The organism is Myxacorys sp., assembly GCF_059501405.1.
In genome coordinates this window covers 1-24,251 of the sequence record NZ_JCACCM010000164.1, presented here as the reverse complement: position 1 = coordinate 24,251, position 24,251 = coordinate 1, and the positions used below count along the sequence as shown (strand labels likewise).

The following is a 24,251-nucleotide window of genomic DNA, read 5'->3' as shown; positions in this document are numbered from 1 at the left end:
AAAGATTTGACAACGGCGAACTGGGAATAGAGAGCACCTGAACTACAGCAGTAAATGTAGATTGATGAACTTATGCCTATTTCCTACGATCTAAATCTAGTAGCTCTATCGGTTCTGATCGCTATTCTCTCCGCTTATACAGCTCTAGATCTAACAGAACGAATCGCAACGGCTAAAGGGTGGTCTTGGATGGGTTGGTTGATGAGTGGCGCAAGTTCCTTTGGAATTGGCATCTGGTCGATGCATTTTGTCGGTATGTTGGCGTTTCATCTAACCGTACCAATCAGTTATGACTTTTTGATTGTTTTGGCTTCTGTCTTGCCTGCAATTTTGTCGTCAGGGTTTGCCCTATGGATTGCTAGCCGCAAAACGCTTCAGATTCCTAGCTTGCTAGGTGCAAGCCTAATAATGGGGATGGGCATCACTACGATGCATTACACCGGCATGGCTGCAATGCGGCTACCAGCGATCGCCCACTACGATCTGCAATTGGTAACACTTTCTGCTGGGATTGCAGTGATGGTCTCACTCGTTGCCTTGTGGTTAACGCACTATCTGCACAAGCAAGCAGCAGTCATTTGGTGGCAGAAAATTGGTGCAGCAGCATTAATGGGAATAGCCGTGCCAATCATGCACTATACAGGCATGGCTGCGGTTTGTTTTAGTCCAATTGAATCATCCTCTAGGGAGTTTTCTACACCCGACGCAACTTGGCTCTCGTCCCTGATTAGTGCCGCAACATTTTCTATTTTATGTTTAGCGCTGGTAACTTCTTCTGAAACAAAAGTTGTTGATCGTACAAAAGAGCTTTCCTTAGCTTTAAAGCAGCTTCAGCAATCCCAACTTCAACTCATTCAAACTGAGAAAATGTCAGGTCTAGGCCAACTTGTTGCAGGAGTCGCTCACGAAATCAATAATCCAGTCAACTTTATTCACGGCAATCTGCGCTACATGCAAGAACATAGCCAAAACTTGCTGGAACTTGTGCAGCTTTACCAAAATTACCATCCTGACTCAGCAGCTCAAATTCAAGCGAGAGTGGACGAAATCGACGTGGAGTTTGTGCAGAAAGATTTACCCAAGGTACTGGACTCCATAAAGCTCGGAAGTGATCGCATTTCTCAGATTGTGCGATCACTTCGCAATTTCTCACGATTGGATGAGACCGAATACAAGGCAGTAGATATTCACGATGGGATTGACAGTACGTTGTTGATTTTACAACATCGCTTAAAAGCTACACCAAAGCGTACAGCCATCCAGGTAGTTAAGAATTATGCACACTTACCTTTAGTGGAGTGCTACGCCGGACAACTGAATCAGGTGTTTATGAATATCCTTGCAAATGCAATCGATGCCATTGAAGAACTTAAGGTCAAGGAAACTGATCAAGATATCAAGGACCATTCCAATCAAATCACCATTTGCACCTCAGCGATAGATGCCCAGTCGATGCAAATTGCGATCGCTGATAATGGAATCGGTATTTCCGAAACCATTCAAAAACGAATCTTCGATCCATTTTTCACAACAAAACCAATTGGCAAAGGGACAGGAATGGGAATGTCAATCAGTCACCAAATCATCACCGAAAAACACAATGGTAAGTTGGAGTGTTTTTCAACCCCTGGTAAAGGGACGCAGTTTGTCATTCAACTTCCTATTCAGCAACAAAGCTCATCAGCAGTCTAACCAGCAGCTTGCAGCAGACGAAAAGAATCCCTGGTTTTGAGTTAGACTACTTTCCCGGACTGAACCGCACCATTTTCCACGAGAAGGCTGATCAGGTGAAGTCGTTGCTCGTGGAGCGAATTTATCAGTCAAGAAGTGCAGCGCCTTCAACAGCAAACGCATGAGGCCCGCAAATCTAAACCTGCTCTATGATGCAGGAGGTCTATCAGAAGACACAGCCTAGCAATATAATAGAGCGGCGAACAGAGTTTTTTCATTTCGCGTCGGTCATTCTTATCGTTGCTCATCTGCACCGTATATACCGCCTCATTTCAATCGCCGAATTGCAGTTTGTAGATAGCCAGCGCGTTGCTGCGATCCTTCGGAGCTTGGCAGAGCCAATCGCACAGATTAACTAACCACGATTGGGATAACGATATCTATCTATGGAAGCAGAAGCCGTTTAATGTTAAAAAGCTATCTGCAATGAGTGAAGCGGAACGCCACAGAACGAGTGGGAATGTTACGACAAAATCGTGGGTTTTCCCCACCGGACAGAGACTGAGAAACTTGGCATGATAGAAGAGTCAACAACAGGACAACCTAATGAAATTTCTAATTCAGCCGCTCTACAACTGGTATCGTGCGACGCTACGGAATTCTAAATATCGTTGGTTGATTATGTTGGGTAGCTTGCTCTACTTAGTCAGTCCTCTCAATGCTCTGACCGATCTGTTACCCATCTTAGGTTGGGTTGACGACGGAGTAGTTGCAACTCTCTTGGTCACAGAAGTCTCTCAGATTCTGCTCGAACAACTCAAAAATCGCAAATCAAAAGTCGATACAACCAACGCCGCTACAATCAGCTAACACCACACGCTCAGCAAACTTCAATCACACGGAAGGTAAACTATGTCTGATCCGATAAAAGACCAACTTTCAACCAATCTTCAAAAAGCAAAGACAGAAGGTGGAACGCGGGCAACTCGCATTCGAGATATTGTTTGGAATGCGTCGAGTCAGGCATTTGCTGAAGTGAAAGAAGGAGCAGGTACGCTGAGTGCGATTGCACAAAACACATTTGATACAGTCACGGTAAATCTGAGCGATGGCTCTCAAGCCTCTGAAGAAACGAATCGAGCCACTTCACCTGATCTATTGACTAGCATCGTAATGCTGTTCACCGTGATTAAGGATCGACTCGTTACCCAACTGCGCGAGCCACTGGCGCAGGCTGACAGAACCTTAACCGAACGCTACAGCGATCGCTACATAGCTGGAAAGCAACGAGTGGGTCAAGCGGTGAACTGGTATAAGAGCGCGCTTGAAACTGCCTCTTCTAATGAGTTTCAGCAGAAGCAAGCCGAAGCCGAACTAAAGGTTGGTAGAGCAGGCGCATTAATCGCCAGGAAAGAACAGCAAATTCGTCAGCAGTTGAAGACCTTTTTGCAAAGCGCTGTTGCTAAGATTTGATAGCCTTGAAACTCATTAAGCCTTAATCTATTTTGGCGCGGAAACGAACAAACCCGTAGGAACTCGCAGGGGTAGCATTTACCGACGTGACGTTCCCGATTTGGAAGTAAGCCGCGCCTTTGCTATTGTTTGTACCCTGACACGCCGTTGGAAAATTGGCTGTATAGAAACCGCTACTGAGACCTGTGCCTGAACCATCTGCGATCGCGGTTGTCGTTCCATTAAAATTCAACTCCAGTGAACCTGGAACATAACTTTGGTTAACAGGCACGAAGTCACAGATACTTGCATTCTGGGCTGTGCCTGCTCCATCGGATAAGAAGTAGATCGTATACTCTACTTCATCTTTGGGAGCGGGTACTCCAGGGTTAGGGGCCGGAATTTGGCTACCTGTAATAGCTCCTAGCAGGTAAGCCGCGCTGCCCCCTGCCCAACCAGATGCGTTGTCATTGGGGTCGGTTGCTAAATCGTTATAACCACCCACTGTCTGTTTAGTGCTACCCACTGTCGCCTTGGTCACACCCGTGATGCGCTTCACTAATCGCAACCGAGGACCGATTGTTGTAACGGTGGGATCAGCGGCGGTAGGAGTGCTGGGATCGTTACTGTTGACGTTAGCAACTCCAGCGCTAGATACGATCGCTTGGTTTGATACAGTCGCTACTCCGTTTGGCAGGGGATCATTAATTTGAACTCGAAATTTAACCGTCGCGCTTTTATCAGCGGCTGTTGTTCCTAACATACCGCCTGTTGCGGCAGTGGCTCCTGTTCCCAATCGAAACGTGATTTGAGAACCTGATATTTCTGCTTGATCATCTGCTGATGCGTCGGTTTTAGCGCCGCTATTGGCTCCAGTTGAAATTTGTAGTGTACTCGGAACATAGGTAGTATTCGTTGGGATAGCGTCGGTTAGAACAACGTTGTTGGCTGAAGTAGTAGTACTTGTGTTGCTGACTGCGATCGTATACTCCAAAATATCACCAGGAGTTGCAGTTTGGCTGGCAAGGGGAATTGTACCGCCAGATTTATCACGATCGTCTACTAGAGCAACTGATTTATCGGCTGTAAGAGAACTAGATAATACTGGTACAACATTGATTAGGGTAGGATCATCATCGGCTGTGCTGGTTGGGTCATTTCCAGAATTAACGCCATTGTCAGCGGCTTGAAAGAAAGGAGCGCTGACTGAAGGCGGATTAGCCGTGGCTCCAGCAGCATCAGCATCTGAAATAACTGTACCAACTGTTGAACCAGGATTGTCAGGAGTACTGAAGGTTGCACTTGCTTGGTTAGCGATCGCGCTTCCACCATTGTCACTGTTAATGGTAGCAACGATTTTGATTGTAATAGTGTCACCTTTGCGGAGAGTACCTGTATTGGTCAGAGCGCCAGATCCACCGTAGCTAGAATTGAGAGTAATCGTGTTACCTGCCGTTTGAGAAACAATAGCAGCACTAGAAAACGTTAGTTGAGACGGTAGCGTGTCGTTTATGACAAAGCTAGTTGCATCGCTAGTTGCAGCAGGAGTGGAATTAGAATAGGTAATGGTATATTCAACTTGATCGCCTACTGTAACCTTGCCATCACCATTAGTGTCAGTAAGAAATCGGACTGCTTTTTTACCCTGAACATTCGCCTTATTAGCCGTTGTGACAACTAAAGGAGTCGTAACAATCGAACTTGGAAAATAGATCCAAGTATCGATTACTTTTTGATCACCATAATCACTCTCACTACCTGTGTTTGTTCCGAACTTGTGAGCGCCACTAGCGCTATCAACTCCTGCTCGTCCATCGCAAATCGGAACAGTGGGACTAGAACAACCAAGAGTTACGGATGTTCCATTTGTTGTGTAGTTTCTCTCATCGAAATAAACAGTTGTTGCTGTAGCACCCGTCGAAAATCCACCAGGTGGATTTAACATTTGAATCTTAAATCCATCTTTGCCTGATTCTACGTCTATGAGAGGAAAGTGATATTCTCCACCTCTCAAGACAATTCTAGTTGGATAGGCTGCATTACCTGCAAGAGGAGGCAGCACAGTCCCATCTCCGTTCTTGCCATCCCAAGAGACAGTATTAAAGCCTGAATTCGTTTTTCCTTCCAATACTCGATCGCCATCAGCAGAACTATAAGTACCGTTGTTATTGGTGTCGATGATGATCTGGTAACTTCCACTTTGAGGTGCATCAAAGCTAAAGGTTCCACCGACGCCTTGAGGCGTTTGATTACCACTGCCTCCTGTTCCGCCTGTGAACATAAAATTGCTAGCAGGAGAGGGAGCGATTGCCATGAGTGGAACGCCCAACCCATCGACCGCCGTGGTGCTAGGTGCATTAAAAAACAGCCGATGCACAGGTTGTTGAAGTGTAATGCCGCCTGCTAAAGGGAGCTTTCCTGTTGCATACAAAGGACTACCGCTTGAACTGAGAAGACCTAGGGAATTAGAGAAGAAAATGAATCCGTAGGGATCAAGACCGCTTCCTACACCAAGATTTGTACTGTAACGGTAGCCATCTTGCGTCAGAATAAAAAGTTCTGATTTCAAGTAGCGATTACTTGAACCCATATTTAGAGAAACATAGTCTGAAAAGACACGACCATTTAGATCAACTGTAGAGGTAGCACTACTCCGCACAGTAATGTCCCACATAGCGACAGACGACTTCTGGTTACTGTCAATCCAAGGATTTGCGATGTCGTCAGCGTTAGTTGCCGCAACTGGATCTGCTCCAGCGCCCGATCCGATTGTAGGACCGTAAAACACAACCTGATAAACTCCGGTTGTTGGAACTGTATAAGTACAGGGCGTATACCCTCCACTAGCGGGTAGAGGACCTGCTATTTCCTTTGCTCTGGTGTCTAAGATGCCTTTTCCCGATTGAGCAGTTTTGCAGTTAAGCTTAGCGGTTGATGGTGAATCAACGCTATCTGTCTCACTAAACAGTAATATGTTGCTATTAGTCCCTACTCCTACGGCGCTAGAGCCAAGATTAATCACTTCTCCAGCATTGGCATAAACTTTTAGAATGGTGCGTCGTTTAAAGGTTGATGTAGAATCAGTTCTCCATTCAGTGTAAGGGCGGCTGCCGCCATTTTTGACCAATTCTCGGCTGCCTTCTGCGATCGCGCTCTGCTGCCAGTTGACCAAACCACTTAGCGCGATCGCGCCTGCTAGCAAGTTCCGAAATAGAGTTGACTGAATTGGGGCTTTTTTTACTTGCTTCATCATTGCTTCTCTGGCGCAGATGCCATGTTCGGTTTCACTGTAGACGCTTGTTGCTGAGATGGCGCAGCTTTTTGCAGCCCAAAGCCACTAAACAATTCATTTAGTTTGATTGTTAATCCCGCGTAGAATCCTCCCGCCGATCGCGAGCCGTCAAAGTCCCTGTCGCTCACCCGACCAAAGCTATAGCCCGCCGCCAAGCGCAAATTTGGCGTCAGATAATAGCCCGCTTCTAACAAAACTCCAGTCTCACTATAGCCAGCACTCGATTGAGCAATCCGCCGCACTTCGCCCACCACATCCCAGCTATAGCCAAAGCGGTAAGTCGCTCGCACTTGTGCCAGAGAAACATCACCCGTTCCTGCTAGGTCGCTGGCGAGGTAGGTTGTACTATGACGCAATGCGTACTTACCGTAAAACTCCCAGCGCCAGTTCGGAGCGTAGATGCCTTCGAGCGCGATCGTACGGTCTTCTGTTCCCGTGCCACTGCCAAACAAAATCGTATCGGGAATCGTAGACGGATTTTTACGGTACTCAAAGCGCAGCAGCGCATTAAACTTGTCATCGTTCGGATCGCGGTAGGCTAATCCCAGCTTCAGTTCCTTCGTGTCATCCAACCCAATCAGCGTTTGGTTAGCAGAATTGGCTTGCTGATAACGAACCAACGCGGTTAACGCAGGTGATATCTTTCCCGTTGCGGCTGCCGAAATAACTGTGTTGTCTCCACCCGAAGAACTACGATGTTCGTAGCGTGCGCTTGCCTGAAACTCTTTACTTCCCGTATATTCCAGTCCTGCACTATAACTATCGCCACTTTGTAATCCTAGAGCAGATGCACTCTGCCCAACCGCAAACGGCTGAGCAAATCGAGTTCCCGCACCAGTATTGCCAAAAAAGCCGCCAAAGATATGTTCATACGCCAAATTCATTCGTAGCCCTGGCGCGATCGCTAATCCTTGGTTGACCCCGATCGCGCCTTGGGTTGTCCAGCTATTTGCTCCGCCAACAATGCCATAGCGAGCGTGCAGCGTAGTATCAGGCCCAAACTTATATTCACTGTTCAGACCCAGAGTTGTAATCGCTTGACCGGCGTATTGCCCGCGCGTGTAGAACTGCTGGCTCAGATCTAAACTGGTTCCCGGCATCACTGCCCAACTCAGTCCTAATCCTGTACGATCGCTGTACACCGCGTCAGTTTCAGATGAAAGCGTCGTTTCATTCTGAGCTAGAAACGTGAGATTTTTTGCAATGGGTAGCGAGAGCCGCGATCGCAGTTGATCGGATGAGCCACTAAATTCGGGAGAGAGCCGATCGGTGCGATCGCGGTGAAGCAGATCTACATTAAGCGCAGCACTACCAAACTGTTGCTGAACGCCGAGTGCGATCGTTGTCAGAGAATTATCGACTTGCGTACCAGGAATCGCTTCAGTTCGAGGAGCAAATAAATCTTGAAACGTATCTAGGCGGCGAGGTGCAATACCTGTATTGTCTTCGTGGTCATACTGTACTCGAAGTTTTGTGGTTGTAGAAACATTACCCGTTACCTCTGCCCCGTAACGAGTTTGACCTGGAACAAAACTCACCGTTGCATCGTTAGCAAATCCAGTATCGGTGTGTCTGTAATAGCCGCGCACTCCAATTCTTGACGCGATTTGAGCATTGGCTTCAAGCCGGTAAGCAGAACCGTCAACCAAACCGAGAACATCAGAACGATTGCTAGAGTGAGCATATTCCGCAATAACACTGCCATTACCAAACGAGAACATGGCATCTGAACCGTATAGTTCAAAGTCTCGCACGCCTTGGCTTTCTAGCAGATACGTTGCACCAATCCAACTCTCTTGCCCCGATGTTTTAGAGAAGTGATAAACGGCACGACCTGCAAAAATATCGCTCTTATCGCCCTGCTGATTTTCGTATTGATAGGTCGTGACAATGCGCCGAACAAGAACCTGTCCAAGCGCATCAACGTCCGTTCTGAGAATCGGTTGTCTAAATAGCAGCGTTCCACGATCGTAGTCAATTTCATAATCAACTCCGCGATTCAGCGGCTTTCGCTCAAGCACTGTGCCGGGGCGATTTAACTCTTCGGTTTCTAGAAAAACGTTCTCGCTACCCCCAATAAGCAACCGTCGTGAGAGAAAGTAGAACCCACTCGTCCCATCAGGCGCGATCGTATCGCGCTGAAAGCCTTGCACATTGTTGCCGTAGAACGCACTCAGTTGGAGGTTAGCAATGTTGTAGTTAGACTTAAATCCGTGGAGTTGACGCGAGGTTGCGGTGAATTGCTGCGATCGCGTCGCAAATTCCTCGGTATTGTAGTCACCCCACATAAAGTAATCAACACCATTCGTGCGGCGAGACGTGCGCTCTAGCTTCAGGAAAACGCTGTCGATTGAAGGGGTCAGCACATCGACTTTAGAACTATCGCCATACACTGGATAGTTCTGATCGCAAAATTGCTGAGCGCGAAATAGATAGGCTGTGCCATCGCAGGTTTCGTTGAGTGCGCGATCGCTGTTGTAGGCTCCGGTCACGAGCCAGTCTCCTACCTTTCCTGTCGCAAAAACGGCTCCCCGACCTGCTAAGTGATAGTTGTTGTTGCCATCGGTCGGCAAAAAATCTCGAAAGCTGCGGTAGAAATCGGTGCCGCGTTTGCCAAACCGTAGATCAATCGACCCTGTGACCACTGAGGAACGCAAATCGGTTTCAAACTGAACTTGCGTAAACGCATCCAATGCGTCTGTTTTGGCTTGAATTCTCACGGTTTGCGCTTGAATGTTTGATCGCAGCGTCGCTCTAAATTCTCCTCCAATCGCCTTGATTTGATAGCCTAGTTGTTCGGGGCTAAAGTCGGGTTCGACAAATTCACCTGCGCTGGGCTTGAGAGTGACGATCGCATCTCGGTTGGAGCGGTTGCCACCAGCGTCGAGCAGTTCTCCAATAACAGTCACGGTCGATCGCCCATCTGCCGGAACTCGTGTCTCTAGTGTGCGAATTGATAATTGGTTCGCGACTCCCCGGACTTGAACTTTGATTGAAGATGTTTCTTCAACCTTACCATTGACTAAAGTTTGCGCTGTGATGGTATTATCGCCATCTTGTAGCGTTACACCATACCAGGTTTGTGTGATTTGCTTATTTTGCTGATCGGTTTCAGTCCGACCAATCAGCGAAGCATTCACAAGATTTCCGTTTACCCGTAGTTCAACTTGACGACCGAGCGCATACTTTAGAACAACAGTAGTTGAAGGTGCATCCGCGATCGCATTTGCAGGTGGAGATACGATCGTGAGAGACGGCGCTTGAGCAGGCGTTGCCTTAACTGTTGGAGAAGGTTGAACGGTGGGAGCTTGTACAACAAGTTGAGGCGTTAGGGTAGGCGACGCTACGGGAGTCGCTGCCATTCCTCTAGACGAGATCAGCAGCAAGCCGATTGCTTCAGTGATCAGCAGCCCTAGTAGACAAGCGGTAAACGATTTCTGAACTGTCTTCATGGTTTGCCTGCCTGCGACGCTACGGGCGTGACTGCAAAATTCATTCGTGCTAATCCACTCGGTTCGAGGCGCACTAAGCGGGATTGGCTATTCCGTTCTTTGATGTAGCGATTGGGGGCAAAGGTATAGCCAGGAACGCTGCTGAGATCCAAAACACCCGTTCGGCTGCCTGCAATCACGTTTGCAACGGAGAAGATGCCGTTGACATCGGTTGTGATGCGCGTGCCATCGTCTAGGAACACGATCGCATTCGGAATTCCTCGTTCTCCTGGCTGTTGTTCACCGTCAAAGTTCTTATCGTCAAACACCCGCCCGATCAACGTTCCACAATCAGATAGAATGCCAGGACGAATACGAATACGATACTTAGAAGGTCCGTCTCGAAGAACAGCGTTAGTGTCAGATCTACGAACGCTAACACTCGCAAGATTTTCGCCCGAGCCTCGCACTGAGTCAGGACTGAGTTGAACCGCATAAGCAACGTTTAGTACACCCTCTGGAGGAATGCTGCCATTGGATCTGAACGTAACCGTTGAGCCAGCCTGAGTTGCCGAAATGACAACTGCATTTCCTCCCAATTCACCCCGAATGCTTTTAGGCAGAAAGACAAATCCTAGCGGCAATTGATCAACAATCTCGATTTGATTGCTAGCAACGGTGTTTAAGTTCCGCACCGAGAGGCGATAGATCACTGTATCGCCCGGTTCTGCGGCGGCGCGATCGGCGGTTTTGATAATCTGAACGGGTTGAGATGCACCTACACAAATCGGGCGATCGAGCAAACTTAGCGCCGAGAGCGTGAGTCCTGTTCCGGCTGCATCACTAATCGCTACCGTCGTTGAGAAAGTCGCTGGATCTCCGTCCAGGCTGATGCCTCTACCATCTAATGCCGTTGCTGTGTACGAAACCGTATTCGCAACATCATCTCTTGCTGTAATTACAATCCGAATTTGGCGTTGACTGTAGCGATTTAGAGTTGTAGGCGGACTGACAATTAAGATGTAGCGTTTACCGACTTCAATCTGTCCGTTGCTCCGATTGAGAAAGAAGTTGTACGCTCCCTTTGGCTCGTCATTTGCGAGAAAGAAAGGATTGCTATTTTGAAGGTTAGGCGGCGCACCTGTGAAACTCGTTCCCGCTCCCGTTCTAGTGAGTGAAACCAATGCCATAGGCATATCGTTCGCACTCGCGTCATACAGTCCGACGCTAAACCCAGCATAATCTGGCAAAACTTCTCCCCCACAGCCTCGAATTCGCCCAAACGGATCAACTAACTCCTGCTTCAGTTGATTGGTTGTTCCTGAAACAGTATTTTTTTCTGCATCTTGGAATGAATAAGAGGCAGTGTTGAGAATACTAGTGGCAGCTTTCACAGCTAGGGGTTGGAAGAGAATACTGGAGAGAAGTAACGCCGTTAAGAGACGACTTCGGTTGCGGTGAAACATGGGGGAGCCAAATCGGGTAGGAAACTGCGGACTGATGAAGCAGTAGAACGATCGCTCGTCAAAACTGATATAGGCGTTCTGAGGCTAGCACCCAACATCTTTTGGTGAGGATAGAAGGGTGTAGGGAGGCTAAACTACCTCCCTAACCTTGAGAAAAACTAGCGGACTTTGACTTGATAGGCCGCGATCGCACTAGCGTTAGGTTTGAGATCTTGGCTCATCGTCCAACGCACGTGACTATAGGCTTTTGCTGGCGCGGGGCGCTCTTCCACCTTGCCGTTGGGCAGCGTCACTTTAACAACGGGCCGCGCCACAAAGGTTTTGCCCTGATCAATGCTGTAGGTCGCGATAATACCTTGAGCAAGGGTCGCTGAATCTAGCTGATAGACCGTTCCTTTAGGCACAGGTTGCGTAATTGCAAAATTCTTGGCTTCGCGATTGCCTTCATTTTTACCCGTCACCGTAAACCGGAAAATATCGCCCGGTTTTGCTTGCACCTTGCCATTCATTGGCTGCCAAGTCGTGATGGTTTTGCCCTGCTGATCTTTTTTCACAACTTGCTGATCTACTACCAGATGTAGATTGACCTTCGGTTGTGTCAGAACATTTTGCGCGATTTCTACGAAGTTGCGCGTTGCGCTAATGGCTGAACCGTTGAAAATTTGCGCGATTCCAAGGGAAGCTCGCTCTGCGAGGGCAGGGGAGCCATTTAGCGGAAGTGCCGAGAGTGCAATCGCAGCACCTGCACCCAATATCCAATACTTTTTCATGATTAATCCTTGTGACTGCAACAACTCAAATTTCGGCTTCTTCAAGCTCCGTTCATCCTTGCCAAAGCCATTTCCTTTACTTAATCGTTCGCTGGAAGATGAACACACCTCCCGCAGAACCAGGCGCGACAGATGGTACGGTATCGGTATACGTTTGGATGTCTACCGGAGTGCCACTGGTTGTCACCGCGATCGTTCCACCTGGATCGACTGCGGAACCATTGCCGCCGCTCGTGGCGTACTTCTGATCAAACGTGGTCGTAAACCAAGTGTTGGTTCCAGCACTGCCATTTTCAGTAATCACCAGGTTGTTAGCGGGTAAGGTAACGCTGTTCGTTCCACCGCTCGTCGAGATATTTTTGTAGGTGATGCGATACTCGATGATTCTGCCTGGAGTCGCAGCAGCGCTGAGGTCGGCCTGATTGGTCGTAAATATACCTGCCGCACCTGCAACTGGCGTTCCATTCGATTCCAGCATTCGCGCTTCTTTCACCAAACTGACGTAGTTGGTGTAGAGACGATCAATGGTGATGTTACTCGGCTCATTGGCTGGGCTACCATCGTTGTTTGTATCGATAAACGCCGTGATTGGAACTGGGAAACCTGTCAGTTGAGGCGCATCAGGCAAATCGATTGTGACCTTGTAGTTAGCTGTGCTATTGCCTGCAATGGTCAACTTCACTGGACTGGTAGCTGTGGCTCCTGTACCTGATACAAAAGCGAATCCGCCTGCTGAAGTGTAGTTATAGATTGCGTTATTGCCTGTTGCCGGATCAGTAATGGTTACCTTGGTATTGTCTGGTAGTGCCGTTGCAACATCGGGACGCGTTGGCAAGAGGGCAATCACTGCCGAGCTTGCGCTGGTGTTTTGAGCCGTGTTGTCAAAGGTGATCGGTGGCGTTTGAGCATCCGTTAGCGGAGTACTAGGCGATGTATTAAGCGGAACAACGATTGATTTGTTGGTGTAATCATCGTTATTACTAGTTGGTCCAACTGCACCGGGTTGCCCGAATGGGCCGTTGAGAGGCGTTGCCGCGATCGTATATACGGTGTCTTCACCACCGACCGTTTTGCTTCCATTACCGCCGCCATCCGTTCCTTGGTTCGTGCCGCTCGTTGTAGGATCATTTCCGGTTCCCGGATCTGTCCCATCCGCAGTAGGATTAGCAACTCCATCACTAATGCCACCACTAGCAGCAGAGCCACCAGTAGGATCAGGATTACTGCTGGCTAAGCCATTGTTCGCCGTTTGGTCACCCGACTCGTCATATACAATCTGGGTCGGTGTTCCGGGTACAACAGCGCCGGGTTGAGACTGACCAAAGACCTGAGCAATATTGGCAATTTGTCCGCCTGTAAAGGAGCCTATTGGAGTGAGGTCGAAGGCGAAGCCAGAAATGGTATTTCCTATTCCAACAGTTCCTCTAGAAAGTGGAGTAGTGGTGGTGTCGTAGATGAAGCCGACTCGCGTGATGGGTGGCCCGGCTATCGGTTGATCGGTTGTCCACTTTGCCTTAAGTGCCGTTGTGGTCACAGGATCTTGGGTATAGACTGGAATCCATCCCCCAGGTGCACGAGTGGGATCGGTTGTTGCACTGAGCTGTAAGCCAGCAGGAATCGCATCGGAAACAAGCACGTAAGGCTTGGTCGTGATGTTATTAACGTCTAGCTGAGTGCCGTATAAATCGGATGCGACAATTCCGGTTGGAGGAGTCGTAGGATTCTCGACTCGTAGTGCTAGTCGATAGGTGAGAACGTCATCTGTAAGCACGTTTGGTGTGTTGTTGTTGACGTAGCTACCCACTGCTTTGAGGACAGATGCAAAGGCTTGCTGTCGAGCATTGACCACAATAGAAGCGCTAGTCGCCATTGCTTCCTTCACTCCGGGATTGGTCGCATTCGTTTCGCCGCCAACTCCGTTCGCATTGTCTACGGTGTAGACATCCTCTGGCTCAATGCTGCCTGTCCGGTCTTGATTCTGTCCATTAGCAGGAGTCGTTTTACCTAGCGATACGGTGAGCGCGTCTCCTGCGATCGCAGTCCCCAATACCTTAATCGGTACACGAACTTTAATTGTTCCGGTTGCTCCTGTCCCTGGATTTGCAGGCAATGATCCCTGGGTTGCTCCGGTTCCAAGTAAATTGCCTGTCGTGTCTCCAGCATTGGGAACGTTTACAAATGTTCCTAATGGTGTGCCGTTTAATTCAACAATTTGGATGTTTCCGTTTTGGCTAAATTTGGAGGTGTTAGAGAGCGTAGCAACGCCTGGAATAAAGAATTGCGTCGGATCATTTCCTGTGTTGGTAATCAGGAATTCCACGTAGAGCGTGTCCCCCGCATTTGGAGTCGCCGCGCTCGGAGGTTGAGCCGTCACGGTAATTCCAGCAATTTCAGAAACTACGATCGTGACCTCATTAGAGGTCGTGTTATAAGTTGTGGTTCCATCTGTAAATGTACCTGTTGCCGTGTTTCTGATTGTGTCCCCGGCGGCTGTGCCTCCCGCTAAAACGGGAGCTGTCAGGGGAAAGGTACTGCCAATTGCAACTGCGGCTAACACATACCGCCAGCGTGAATGTAGAGAGAGGTTCATACGGGTAGATCGAAGTAATAACAGTCAGAAGCAAAGCTGTTAGAGCTAAAGGGCAGCAAAACGTAGCGTTCGGTCTTCAGATTTTGAGAAGCAAACTTCTAATCTCCATTACAAATCGGAGCACTGAAGATACCCCTTTAGAGGGAGGACACAAGCAAATGAAACAAGCAGCTCAGTAGTTAGAACTAGGATTAGACTGCCCTAAATTTCCGTGATGAACACATTGAGATGAAATGCCCATTGTCTTCTCAGCAAGATCACTGAATAATAGTGATAATTTATACTTTAAATTTCGCATGGTAGCGGATCAACGCGCCACGACAAATCAACCCATCGCTGAGATCGGGCGTCCAAGGCTATATGAAAAGGGTTAGAGGAAATTACTTAGACAAAGCAGATCAGGTTCAACTCTTTAAAGTGCGTACCAACTACAAGCGCGGCGTTTGTGTATAGTGCATCAGGTTCACTTCGTACTTGACTGAGGACAGTTCCTTTTAGCAGAAAACAGCGCGCGATCGCAGCCCGGTTTTGCACGTTGACCTGATTGATATTGCGATCAGTTCCCGTCTCGAAGTAGGTCGAGACAGAGCTAGCGCCATCATTGCTGCTGGTTGAAGAAATATACGCTATTTTCTCCACCCCGTTCACCTGACGCTCGACGGGCATGGTCACGGTTTCTTCAACGGTTTCAGCATCCGCTTAAGGAGACTGGTTTAAAGCTGTTTTAGAAGCGCAACATTCGTCTTTCAATGAACCTTTGGTGAGGTGACTAGTGCTATACGATTATGTCAGGGTGAGGGAGATAATCCTTGGGAAGTATGTCTGGTTTTATGAATGCATTAATTCAACAGATTCACGAGAGTTTGCTTAACTTAATCGGTGATGGAGTCCGCTTGCTGCCAGGATATTTGATGGCGATCGCGGTTTTACTTTTCACTCGCTATCTCGCGCAATTTGTGAGGCGAATGATGATTCTTGGAGCAAAACGTACACTCCGAAGTCAATCGTTGCAACTGCTATTTACTCAACTTAGCTATGTTGCTACTTGGATTGCTGGAATTTTAGTGGCTTGTGTAATTTCAATTCCAACGATGCGCTTAGGCGATGTGATTGGATTGTTAGGACTAAGTTCTGTTGCAATCAGTTTTGCGTTTCAAGATATCTTCAAAAACTTTCTAGCGGGTGTTTTATTACTGTTAAACGAACCGTTTCGACTCGGCGATCAGATTATTGTTGATGATTACGAAGGAACGGTTGATGAAATTACCATTCGAGCCACGCAAATCCGTACCTATGATGGCGAGCGAGTGGTGATTCCTAATGCCCTTGTGTTTACAAGTCCAGTTCACGTTCTGACCGCGTTTCCTCATCGCCGCACAGATTTAGAAATTGGCGTTCACTATCAAACGAATTTACCTGAGGCGGTCCAGACGCTCTACCAATCCTTGTTAGAAGTCGAAGGCGTTCTGCCAAAACCGACTCCTGAAGTCGATGTCGTGAGCTTTGGCGATAGCTCGATCAATCTGATGGTGCGGTACTGGACGTTACCTCAGATTATGCATGTTAGACGAACGAAAAGTCGAGTCATCATGGCACTGAAAGCGACGTGCGATCGCGCTAATATCAACATCCCGTTTCCGATCCGAACGCTTCAGATTGAAGTTTCAAAGGAATTGACACTAACAAAGGGAGGCACGTCGCTAGATCAAGTTGCTCATCAAGATGACTAAATCCTACTGAGTTTGGAGCCTGCTGAGTCTGGCTATTGCTACAGAATGGTAGCGACCTCCTTGAGATACACTCGGCTAAATGGTTCGTGAAACCCTAACTGATATTGCTCAAACAATCCCTCACGACGAATGGAGATCTGATCTTCCTGCTTGATCACAATCGTCGAATCTTCAAACACATCTCGGGTTAGCATCATCTCAATGTCGGTTGGATGATCCAAGATCACAATATTACTGCCGTAGTAGAACATTCCGGCCGTGTCAAGAACGTTTTCTCGGTACTCGGTAATCAAGAGATCGAGTTTAGGATTGCGCAATAGGTTCTGAACATTCGTGTTGTAGTCCGCGTGCTGGTTTTTCTCGGAACGATTGATGAAAACAGCATCTCGGCAGACTGCGCCAATCGTCCAGTCAGGATGAATCAACAGGATGTGATCGATCAATTCTTGAAGTTCTTGAACTGCAACGCGATTGAACGTGATGGTTGGAATGCGGGCATCGGCTCCAGAAGCGAAAAACGTTTTCAAGATTGCAGATGTGACATCGACCCGTTCCCCGATCGCAGGTCTCAAGTGCATGAAAATGCCAGGAGCCGCATTAATTTCGATAATGCCAAACTCTCCAGATTTCCAAGAATGGGCTAAATCGCGAGCGATCACATCCACGCCTAAACAGGTCAACCGGAAATGCTGAGCGATATCTTGGGCCAACACGATGTTGTCGGGATGAATGGAATGCGTTGCATCAATGCTCATCCCACCCGCTGACAGGTTTGCCACTTTACGTAAAGGAACAGTTCGACCTGCCTCTAACACACTGTCGAGCGTTAAATGTTGCTCTTTGAGATGGAGTTCCAATGACTCATCGAGCTTAATTTTTCCGAGGGGCGAGGTTGGCGTGTCGCTGCGATCGGGCTTACGATTCTCGCGATCGATCAATTCTTGAATCGTCGAATCTCCATCGCCTGTAACAGTTGCCGGATGCCGCTCCGTTGCCGCCACAAACCGACCATTCACACACAACAATCGAAAATCTTTACCCGTGATACTGCGCTCTACAATCACGCGAATCGATTGGTCGGGTGGAATCGCTTCAACCGCACGATTGAAGGCAAATTCTAGCTCATCCTCATCTTGCACGTTTGCCGTGACGCCGATGCCTTTGTGACCGACGACGGGTTTAACAGCAACCGGATAGCCGATGCGATCGGCGGCAGTCAAAGCTTCATCGAGGTCAACAACAATTCTGCCTTGAGGAACCGGAAATCCAAGCGTACTCAAAAACGCTTTGCAATCGTCTTTGCGAGTCGTAAAGTCAGAATCTAAATGGCTATCTCCATCAAATGTGGTGGCAATTCCCCGCACTTGCTTTCTGCCGTAGCCATACTGCATCAGCCCTTCGTCCCACAAATAGAAGGTCGGAATCCCATGTTCTTCTGCCGTTTTGAGCAAAGCATACACGGTAGGCCCGCCATAGACAGACTGGCGAAATGAAGCTTGCAGTTCTTCAATTTGGTCTTCAATCCAAAATCGTTTGTCTTGCGTAATCGCTTCAAACCAGTCCCATACACTGTAAATGATGGCTCGACTGGTGCGGCGATGCAAGGCTTGCACCGCAATCTGAAACGATTCATGAGCCGGGGCAATGCTCCAGCGATCGAGATGTAACTCCATGTCGAGCCGGCTGACTTCGGCGAGGGTACGAACAAATAAGTGAGCGTGGGATTCGTAAGATTCATCCGCGAGATGAGGATAGCGATCGCTGACTTTTGCAACATAATGTTCAAGCGGCAGGGGTTCGGTATTTCCTGTCAGCGCGAACTGAAAGGCAAAGGCAGCCGTATTGAGGTACGGATTTGGACCAATGTAGTAATTAAGATTAAATAGGTCAAACGCATCAGTTTTCCTGGCGTTTACGCGAGTTGGATGAGGATCTGTATGTAAAACCATTGGTCATGAATGCGATCGCAACTACGGTTCGACATTAGTTCTGAAACCCGCTTTTTGCGTCTACCATAAGGCTTTGATTGAGCCAGCCTGCGTTATGAAATCTTGAAAATTACCCGGTTCCGTTGCTCTTTCTGGAGAGCGATCGCGCTAAATGTTCTCTCGATCGGGTTAGGCCTACAGGTGGGTGAAATTCATACATTAATCAAGTAGCCTTTATAGCACCTAGGAACCGTACAAAGTTCAAAGAGGAAACAAAATTATCATGAGTACTGCAACAGACGCCACTCTTAGAGGTGAAGTGCAGCACCTTGCTGAGTATGCATTTCACCATCACCTAATCTCCGGATACGGAGACGGAGAATACTCAAATGAGTATCAGATCGTTTACCAAGGTAAGCCAAGGCACCTATCATTAGAGCAAGCTCGGTCGTTCCTATCTGATTTGATTGAGTGCGCTTAACGGCTACATTACTACCATCCACGCAATTAGCACTCATGCTCAATCAGAAATTTGCTATCAGGTAAAACATGAGCGCCTACACAGATTGCATCTCATATGTAACAGGGTGTAGTTAGAACTGACTATTTCCTTGGAAGCGTCGGTGAGAATCTGGCTTGTGCGATCGCACTGGATGCTTCAGGATTGGCAAATAAGAGCCGAATGCGCCAGTTCTAATCCTAAAAAAATCGACAGAGAATCATAAAAAACCGGTCATAAAACAATGAGTAAAGCGGGTTAAGTTCGTAACTTAAGTCCCGCTTTTTTGGTAGCTGATTAAACTCAGCCTATTGCCATAAGGACCTACAAATTTATGTCTTGATCTCTACCAAACGGGTGTTATTACCCATTTCAGTTCTGTGATTTATTGAGGGATACACTGGACGACCCATAGGGCAGAGCGCAGGAAACAACATGGTAGCGAATTCAGAATCCATCGTAGAAGCAACCGAGAATGTAGCATTGCCTGAAACCTACGGGCAGCTAGTCATCATTGGAGGAGCAGAGGACAAAGAAGGAGACTGTAAAATCCTTCGGGAGTTTGTGCGCCGAGCAGGAGGACTTCAGGCTCGAATTGCCGTAATGACCGTGGCGACTGGTCTTCCTGGCGAAGTGGGTGAGCAATACATGCGCATTTTCGAGCGGTTGGGTGTTGAAGACGTGCAGGTTGTGGACACAGCAAGGCGCGAAGATGCAGATGATGCTAGGGCCTTGGAGACGATTACCCAAGCTACAGGCATCTTTTTCACCGGAGGTAACCAAGCTCGCATTACCGAGTGCATGAAAGATACACAACTTGACGCAATGTTGCACAAACGATTCTCAGAAGGCATTGTGATTGCAGGCACGAGTGCCGGAGCCGCCATGATGCCGGATATGATGATCGTCGAAGGTGAGTCAGAAACCAACCCCCGGATGGAAGTTGTCAATATGGATCGGGGCATGGGATTTTTGCCGGGTGTGATCATTGATCAGCATTTTGCTCAACGCGGTAGATTAGGGCGTTTGCTATCTGCGGTGGCGCAACAACCCGTCAATCTAGGATTTGGTATCGACGAAAATACCGCGATCGCAGTCAACGGCAAGGAGTTAGAAGTCATCGGTGAAGGAGCCGTGACTATTGTTGATATTGCAAACATCACTCACAACAATGTTGGTGAATTATTAAAAGACGAGCCATTAGCGCTGTGCGGAGCCACGCTGCACATTCTGCCGGATGGATACAAGTTTGATTTAGAGAAGCGATCGCCAATGACCTAAACGCCTGTCTGAGCGAAACACTTATTGCCTTAATCAACAAAGATGATCGAGAGGAGCGATCGCTAAATGCGATCGCTCCTTTCATTAAACTGAAGTACGACAGCCAGCGTTCAAGAGAATTATTGAGCGCTGATCTTTGTTTTTAGTCAAATATTTGCTCAACTCAACCGTCCTGTGAAATAATGGATATTCGTGTCTTGACACCATCATCTTCTCAAAGCTGCTGAAATTATGGCTAAAAACAAAGGCGTAAGAATTGTGATTACGCTGGAATGCACTGAGTGTAGAACCAATCCAGCTAAGCGTTCTCCGGGTGTTTCTCGCTATACCACCATGAAGAACCGTCGGAATACCACAGCGCGTTTAGAATTGAAAAAATTCTGCCCGCACTGTAACAGACACACCGACCACAAAGAAATTAAATAGCTTGCAAAATTAAATAGCTAGCAGTATCCAATAGCCTGCTTGTTGTCAGCAAAAGCGCTTCGTTTTTGCCCGTAGTTTGCAAGATTATCCTGCTGACTACCGCCCATTGACCTCTTATCGTATTGTCGAACCATGAGTTACTTCCGCCGTCGCGTCTCTCCCATCAAGCCAGGTGATCCGATCGACTACAAAGACGTTGATCTTCTGCGTAAATTCATCACAGAACGCGGTAAAATTTTGCCTCGTCGCATCACTGGCCTAACCGCTAAGCAGCAGCGAGACTTAACCGTCGCTATCAAACGAGCCAGAATTGTTGCGCTGTTGCCTTTTATTAACCAAGAAGGTTAAGTCCGTGGAGTGTTGTTAAGGTGTTAGGATGTGAACTTGGTTCGTCTAAACCAAGGGTACTTCACTTTGTTGACTAGTAGCATTTAACACATAACACCTCAACGACCTCCATGGAGAAGGGAACTTTAGTCGAATTTCGCGCCAACGGAGACCGCCGCCTTGCGATCGCTGAGCGTCCAGAAGGCAAAAAGCACTGGATTGTGATTGATGAACGCGGTCAACATCACACCCTTCATCCCCGCCAGATCGAATACGAGATTTCAAACCAAACCTATAAGCCCTCCGATATTCCTCACTTTCTCCAGACAATTCAACCCTACCTCGATCCGTCAAGTTTGGAAGTCGCGTGGGAGATCCTGAATGAGATGGGGGACAGCGTTAACCCTAGCGAGATGGCACTGCTGCTCTTTTCTGAACAGAGCGCCGCACTCTGCTATGCTGCCCATCATCTTCTCAGCGACGATAAAATTTATTTCAAACAGAAGGGCGATCGCTACGAACCTCGTCCTGCTGCTCAAGTCGCCGAACTGAAGCACCAAGGTGAAGCAGAGGCGCAACGCCAGCGGGAATGGCAAAGCTTCTTAGAGCGAGTGCAGCACGCGACAACAGGCGAAACGGTTGAGTGGCAACCGAGCGATCGCCCACGCCTCGATTCGCTGGAGCGATTTGCGACCTTTGGTGAGGAAGCGACCAATCGCACTCCCGCTCTGGAAACTTTGGCAGCCCTCAAGCGTCATGAAACCCCTCAAGCTGCGCTGGCGCTTCTCGTTGAACTTGGGATGTGGAGTCCTCACGAAAATCTTGCGTTGCGGCGCAGCCAAGTTCCTACAACGTTTTCTACCCAGGTTCTGCAAGTGTCGCATCAGCGTTTGGAGTTTCCGCCCGATGATTTAGACCGCGATCGCCTCGATCTAACGCACTTAAAGGTCTACACCATTGATGATGAAAGTACCCGCGAAATTGATGACGGGTTAAGTCTAGAAATTTTGCCAGATGGTCGAGAGCGACTGTGGATTCACATTGCTGACCCAACCCGATGGCTGACGCCAGGAGATGAGCTTGATTTAGAAGCTCGTCGCCGCAGCACGACAATTTATTTGCCGACGGGCATGATTCCCATGTTTCCGCCTGAACTGGCGACAGGTCCGATGAGCCTCAATCAAGGAGAAACATCCTGCGCCTTGAGCTTTAGTGTGATTTTGGATGAATCGGGGGCGGTTGAGGACTACAGCATCCACGCCAGTTTGATCAAATCGACCTATCGCCTCACTTATGAAGATGTTGATGAAATGGTGCAGTGGGGCGTACAGGCAGAATCGGAATTAGAAGCGATCGCCAGGTGGACAAAGCGGCGGCAGGCATGGCGGCAATCCCAAGGCTCGATCACGATTCACATGCCCGAATCGTCGATCAAAGTGCAGGACGAAGAAGTGACAATCGAGGTGTTGGAGGACTCCATTTCTCGACAGCTAGTGGCAGAAATGATGATTTTGGCAGGGGAAGTCGCGGCTCGCTACGCTCAGACCCACAGCCTTCCGCTACCGTTCCGCTCTCAGCCGCAGCCAGACCTTCCCTCCGAGGAAGAGCTTCTCTTGCTTCCGGCGGGTCCAGTCCGCGCTTGTGCAATTCGTCGCTGTATGCCGCGCAGTGAAGTGACGGTGACGGCGGCTCGCCACGCCAGTTTGGGTTTAGACACGTATGCCCAAGTCACTTCTCCCATTCGTCGGTATAGCGATCTGTTGGCTCACTTTCAAATCAAGGCGCACTTGCGGGGCGACGTTCCTCCCTTTTCGGAGGAGGCCGTGAAAGAACTGATGCTAACAATCGGCAGTACCGCGTATGAAGCGGTCCTAGTCGAGCGTCAAACGAACCGATACTGGGGACTGGAATTCTTGCGTCGCCATGCAGATCAAGTTTGGCAAGCGTTGATGTTGCGCTGGCTGCGAGAACACGAAGGCTTAGCCCTCGTTTTGTTAGAAGATTTGGCGCTAGAGTTGCCTGTTCTGCTCAACCGGACGATCGCGCCTGGCGATCAACTCCTCCTCAAGGTCAGTCGCGTCGATCCGCGTCAAGATGAAATTCGGTTCCAAGAGGTAGCGGCACAAGCAGTAGGCTAAGTTGCCCTTCTGAGATGGCTGCATTCTGATAGACTGATCGCTCGGTAAGCCTACGATCAGGGCTGACCAATAATTGTGCGATCGTTCGGATCGGATTCTTTCTTAGTACTCATCATAAAAAACTCGATTTGCAGATGGCTAAACGCAATCAGATCGCCATCTTGCAACACGCGGCGTTCTAAGATTGGCAAACGCTGTCGATTGAGAAACGTCCCGTTGGTGCTACCCATATCCATTACATAAAAGCCCTGCACAGGATGATGCCCAATGACCGCGTGACAGCGTGAAATAGATCGGTCTAAAACAGTAATTGCACAATTGTGGCTGCGTCCAATCAGCCAGGTAGACGCTGTTAGCGCAGACCGCAGCACAGGCTTAGCTTCTCTAGTGTCTGCTAGATTTGTTGTCAAAAATGTCGTTCTTCCTGTCGTTGCCCCTTGAATGAAATAGGGGGTCGTACACTGACTGGGGGATTCTAAAAGTGGCTCAACTAAAGTAGACAACTGCTCCACGTTATCGTCAAAATCCGCAAGCCGCGATCGCGAAATGGCAGGATGCTTGTTGAGAAAGCCGTGCGATTCGCTGCACGAAGCTCCGAAGGATAGCGACTCTGAATTGCGATAACAATCCTCTTCCTGACTAGACGGTGACGGATTTAACATAATGTCTATCTGAGAAGTAACCGTACTGTGCCAATAAGCCAACAATTTACCAAACCCTAAATACCTGACCCTATCAAGCTGACGAACTTCAGCGATTAACTCGACGATTACTGATATTGATATTAAATATTGATACTACTGCTGCCCTCCTCACGAAGTGAGTCAAAGACCTTCCCAACCCTTCTCCTAGGGGAGAAGGAGCCAAACTCTTGTTCCCTCTCCTGCGGGAGAGGGCTAGGGTGAGTGCGGTTCGGATGCTAAATCAAATGTTGCTAGGTTAAATGTTGCCAGGTTAATGAAGTGGTAGCGAAACTTGAAAAAGCCGTTTGGATGAAAACAGGTGGGTTGGACCGGAGCCGTTCTCACCCTTTTGTGTGAGCTTGCTTGTGTTAAGTAGAATAAACACCATTCTCTGTACAAGTGACAATAGGCTGCATTGCCTTCTTCTCGGAAGCTTTACATGAGGTCTGAAATCAATTCTCTTTCTGAACTCCTGATGAAATTTGCTACCGCAGACACTTCTTCTAAATAAGAGAGTTGTCGGGAAATAAAAACAAAGGTAGCTAACATGACCTTTCAAGTTCTTCT

At 48.3% G+C, this 24,251-nt stretch carries 16 protein-coding genes and 1 pseudogene; 9 read left to right on the top strand and 8 right to left on the bottom strand.

Features of this window, described 5'->3' with window-relative positions; translation table 11 throughout:
- The first annotated feature begins 72 nt into the window (after positions 1-72).
- From AC5I6P_RS22970 to AC5I6P_RS22960, 3 genes are all read left to right on the top strand, one after another.
- Positions 73-1,692 (top strand): MHYT domain-containing protein, encoded by a 1,620-nt coding sequence (locus tag AC5I6P_RS22970; RefSeq protein WP_495696090.1) that lies wholly within the window; start codon positions 73-75, stop codon positions 1,690-1,692.
- Positions 1,693-2,277: 585 nt separating this feature from the next.
- On the top strand, positions 2,278-2,541 hold the full coding sequence (locus AC5I6P_RS22965) for a YkvA family protein (protein WP_495696089.1): 264 nt from the start codon (positions 2,278-2,280) through the stop codon (positions 2,539-2,541).
- Between the two features lie 42 nt (positions 2,542-2,583).
- A complete protein-coding gene (locus tag AC5I6P_RS22960; RefSeq protein ID WP_495696088.1) occupies positions 2,584-3,144 on the top strand; it encodes a hypothetical protein in 561 nt (186 codons plus the stop codon).
- A 22-nt stretch (positions 3,145-3,166) separates the two neighbouring features.
- Here AC5I6P_RS22960 and AC5I6P_RS22955 read toward each other — a convergent pair whose 3' ends face one another.
- From AC5I6P_RS22955 to AC5I6P_RS22930, 6 genes and pseudogenes are all read right to left on the bottom strand, one after another.
- Entirely contained in the window at positions 3,167-6,376 is a 3,210-nt protein-coding gene (locus AC5I6P_RS22955) for an isopeptide-forming domain-containing fimbrial protein (RefSeq protein WP_495696087.1), read from the bottom strand.
- Positions 6,373-9,867 carry a TonB-dependent receptor gene (locus tag AC5I6P_RS22950; RefSeq protein ID WP_495696086.1) on the bottom strand — a complete coding sequence of 1,165 codons (3,495 nt, stop codon included), beginning with the start codon at positions 9,865-9,867 and terminating at the stop codon, positions 6,373-6,375. The genes AC5I6P_RS22955 and AC5I6P_RS22950 overlap by 4 nt, the downstream gene beginning before the upstream one ends.
- The gene (locus tag AC5I6P_RS22945; protein ID WP_495696085.1) at positions 9,864-11,312 is read right to left on the bottom strand and encodes a hypothetical protein; all 1,449 of its coding nucleotides are present in this window, start codon (positions 11,310-11,312) and stop codon (positions 9,864-9,866) included. The genes AC5I6P_RS22950 and AC5I6P_RS22945 overlap by 4 nt, the downstream gene beginning before the upstream one ends.
- 158 nt (positions 11,313-11,470) lie before the next feature.
- Positions 11,471-12,082 (bottom strand): hypothetical protein, encoded by a 612-nt coding sequence (locus AC5I6P_RS22940; protein ID WP_495696084.1) that lies wholly within the window; start codon positions 12,080-12,082, stop codon positions 11,471-11,473.
- A 76-nt stretch (positions 12,083-12,158) separates the two neighbouring features.
- Positions 12,159-14,672: a beta strand repeat-containing protein gene (locus AC5I6P_RS22935; RefSeq protein ID WP_495696083.1), complete on the bottom strand. Its 2,514-nt coding sequence runs from the start codon at positions 14,670-14,672 to the stop codon at positions 12,159-12,161.
- Between the two features lie 384 nt (positions 14,673-15,056).
- Positions 15,057-15,359: pseudogene (locus AC5I6P_RS22930) on the bottom strand (efflux RND transporter permease subunit); the annotation flags it as partial.
- Positions 15,360-15,490: 131 nt separating this feature from the next.
- Here AC5I6P_RS22930 and AC5I6P_RS22925 point away from each other — a divergent pair.
- On the top strand, positions 15,491-16,402 hold the full coding sequence (locus tag AC5I6P_RS22925; protein ID WP_495696082.1) for a mechanosensitive ion channel family protein: 912 nt from the start codon (positions 15,491-15,493) through the stop codon (positions 16,400-16,402).
- Between the two features lie 38 nt (positions 16,403-16,440).
- Here AC5I6P_RS22925 and AC5I6P_RS22920 read toward each other — a convergent pair whose 3' ends face one another.
- Positions 16,441-18,351 carry an ATP-binding protein gene (locus tag AC5I6P_RS22920; protein WP_495696081.1) on the bottom strand — a complete coding sequence of 637 codons (1,911 nt, stop codon included), beginning with the start codon at positions 18,349-18,351 and terminating at the stop codon, positions 16,441-16,443.
- Between the two features lie 262 nt (positions 18,352-18,613).
- Between AC5I6P_RS22920 and AC5I6P_RS22915 the strand changes: the two genes are divergently transcribed.
- The 5 genes from AC5I6P_RS22915 (at position 18,614) to AC5I6P_RS22895 (ending at position 23,001) form a co-directional block, all read left to right on the top strand.
- Positions 18,614-18,811 (top strand): hypothetical protein, encoded by a 198-nt coding sequence (locus AC5I6P_RS22915; RefSeq protein WP_495696080.1) that lies wholly within the window; start codon positions 18,614-18,616, stop codon positions 18,809-18,811.
- Positions 18,812-19,264: 453 nt separating this feature from the next.
- Positions 19,265-20,110 (top strand): cyanophycinase, encoded by an 846-nt coding sequence (locus AC5I6P_RS22910; RefSeq protein WP_495696079.1) that lies wholly within the window; start codon positions 19,265-19,267, stop codon positions 20,108-20,110.
- A gap of 231 nt (positions 20,111-20,341) precedes the next feature.
- Positions 20,342-20,536 carry a 50S ribosomal protein L33 gene (gene rpmG, locus AC5I6P_RS22905; RefSeq protein WP_495696078.1) on the top strand — a complete coding sequence of 65 codons (195 nt, stop codon included), beginning with the start codon at positions 20,342-20,344 and terminating at the stop codon, positions 20,534-20,536.
- A 132-nt stretch (positions 20,537-20,668) separates the two neighbouring features.
- Complete coding sequence (gene rpsR, locus AC5I6P_RS22900; protein WP_162422596.1) at positions 20,669-20,884, top strand: 30S ribosomal protein S18; 216 nt, start codon at positions 20,669-20,671, stop codon at positions 20,882-20,884.
- Positions 20,885-20,994: 110 nt separating this feature from the next.
- Positions 20,995-23,001 carry a ribonuclease catalytic domain-containing protein gene (locus AC5I6P_RS22895; protein WP_495696077.1) on the top strand — a complete coding sequence of 669 codons (2,007 nt, stop codon included), beginning with the start codon at positions 20,995-20,997 and terminating at the stop codon, positions 22,999-23,001.
- Positions 23,002-23,057: 56 nt separating this feature from the next.
- Here the strand turns inward: AC5I6P_RS22895 and AC5I6P_RS22890 are convergent, their stop codons facing one another.
- On the bottom strand, positions 23,058-23,663 hold the full coding sequence (locus AC5I6P_RS22890; protein ID WP_495696076.1) for an FHA domain-containing protein: 606 nt from the start codon (positions 23,661-23,663) through the stop codon (positions 23,058-23,060).
- Positions 23,664-24,251 lie beyond the last annotated feature (588 nt).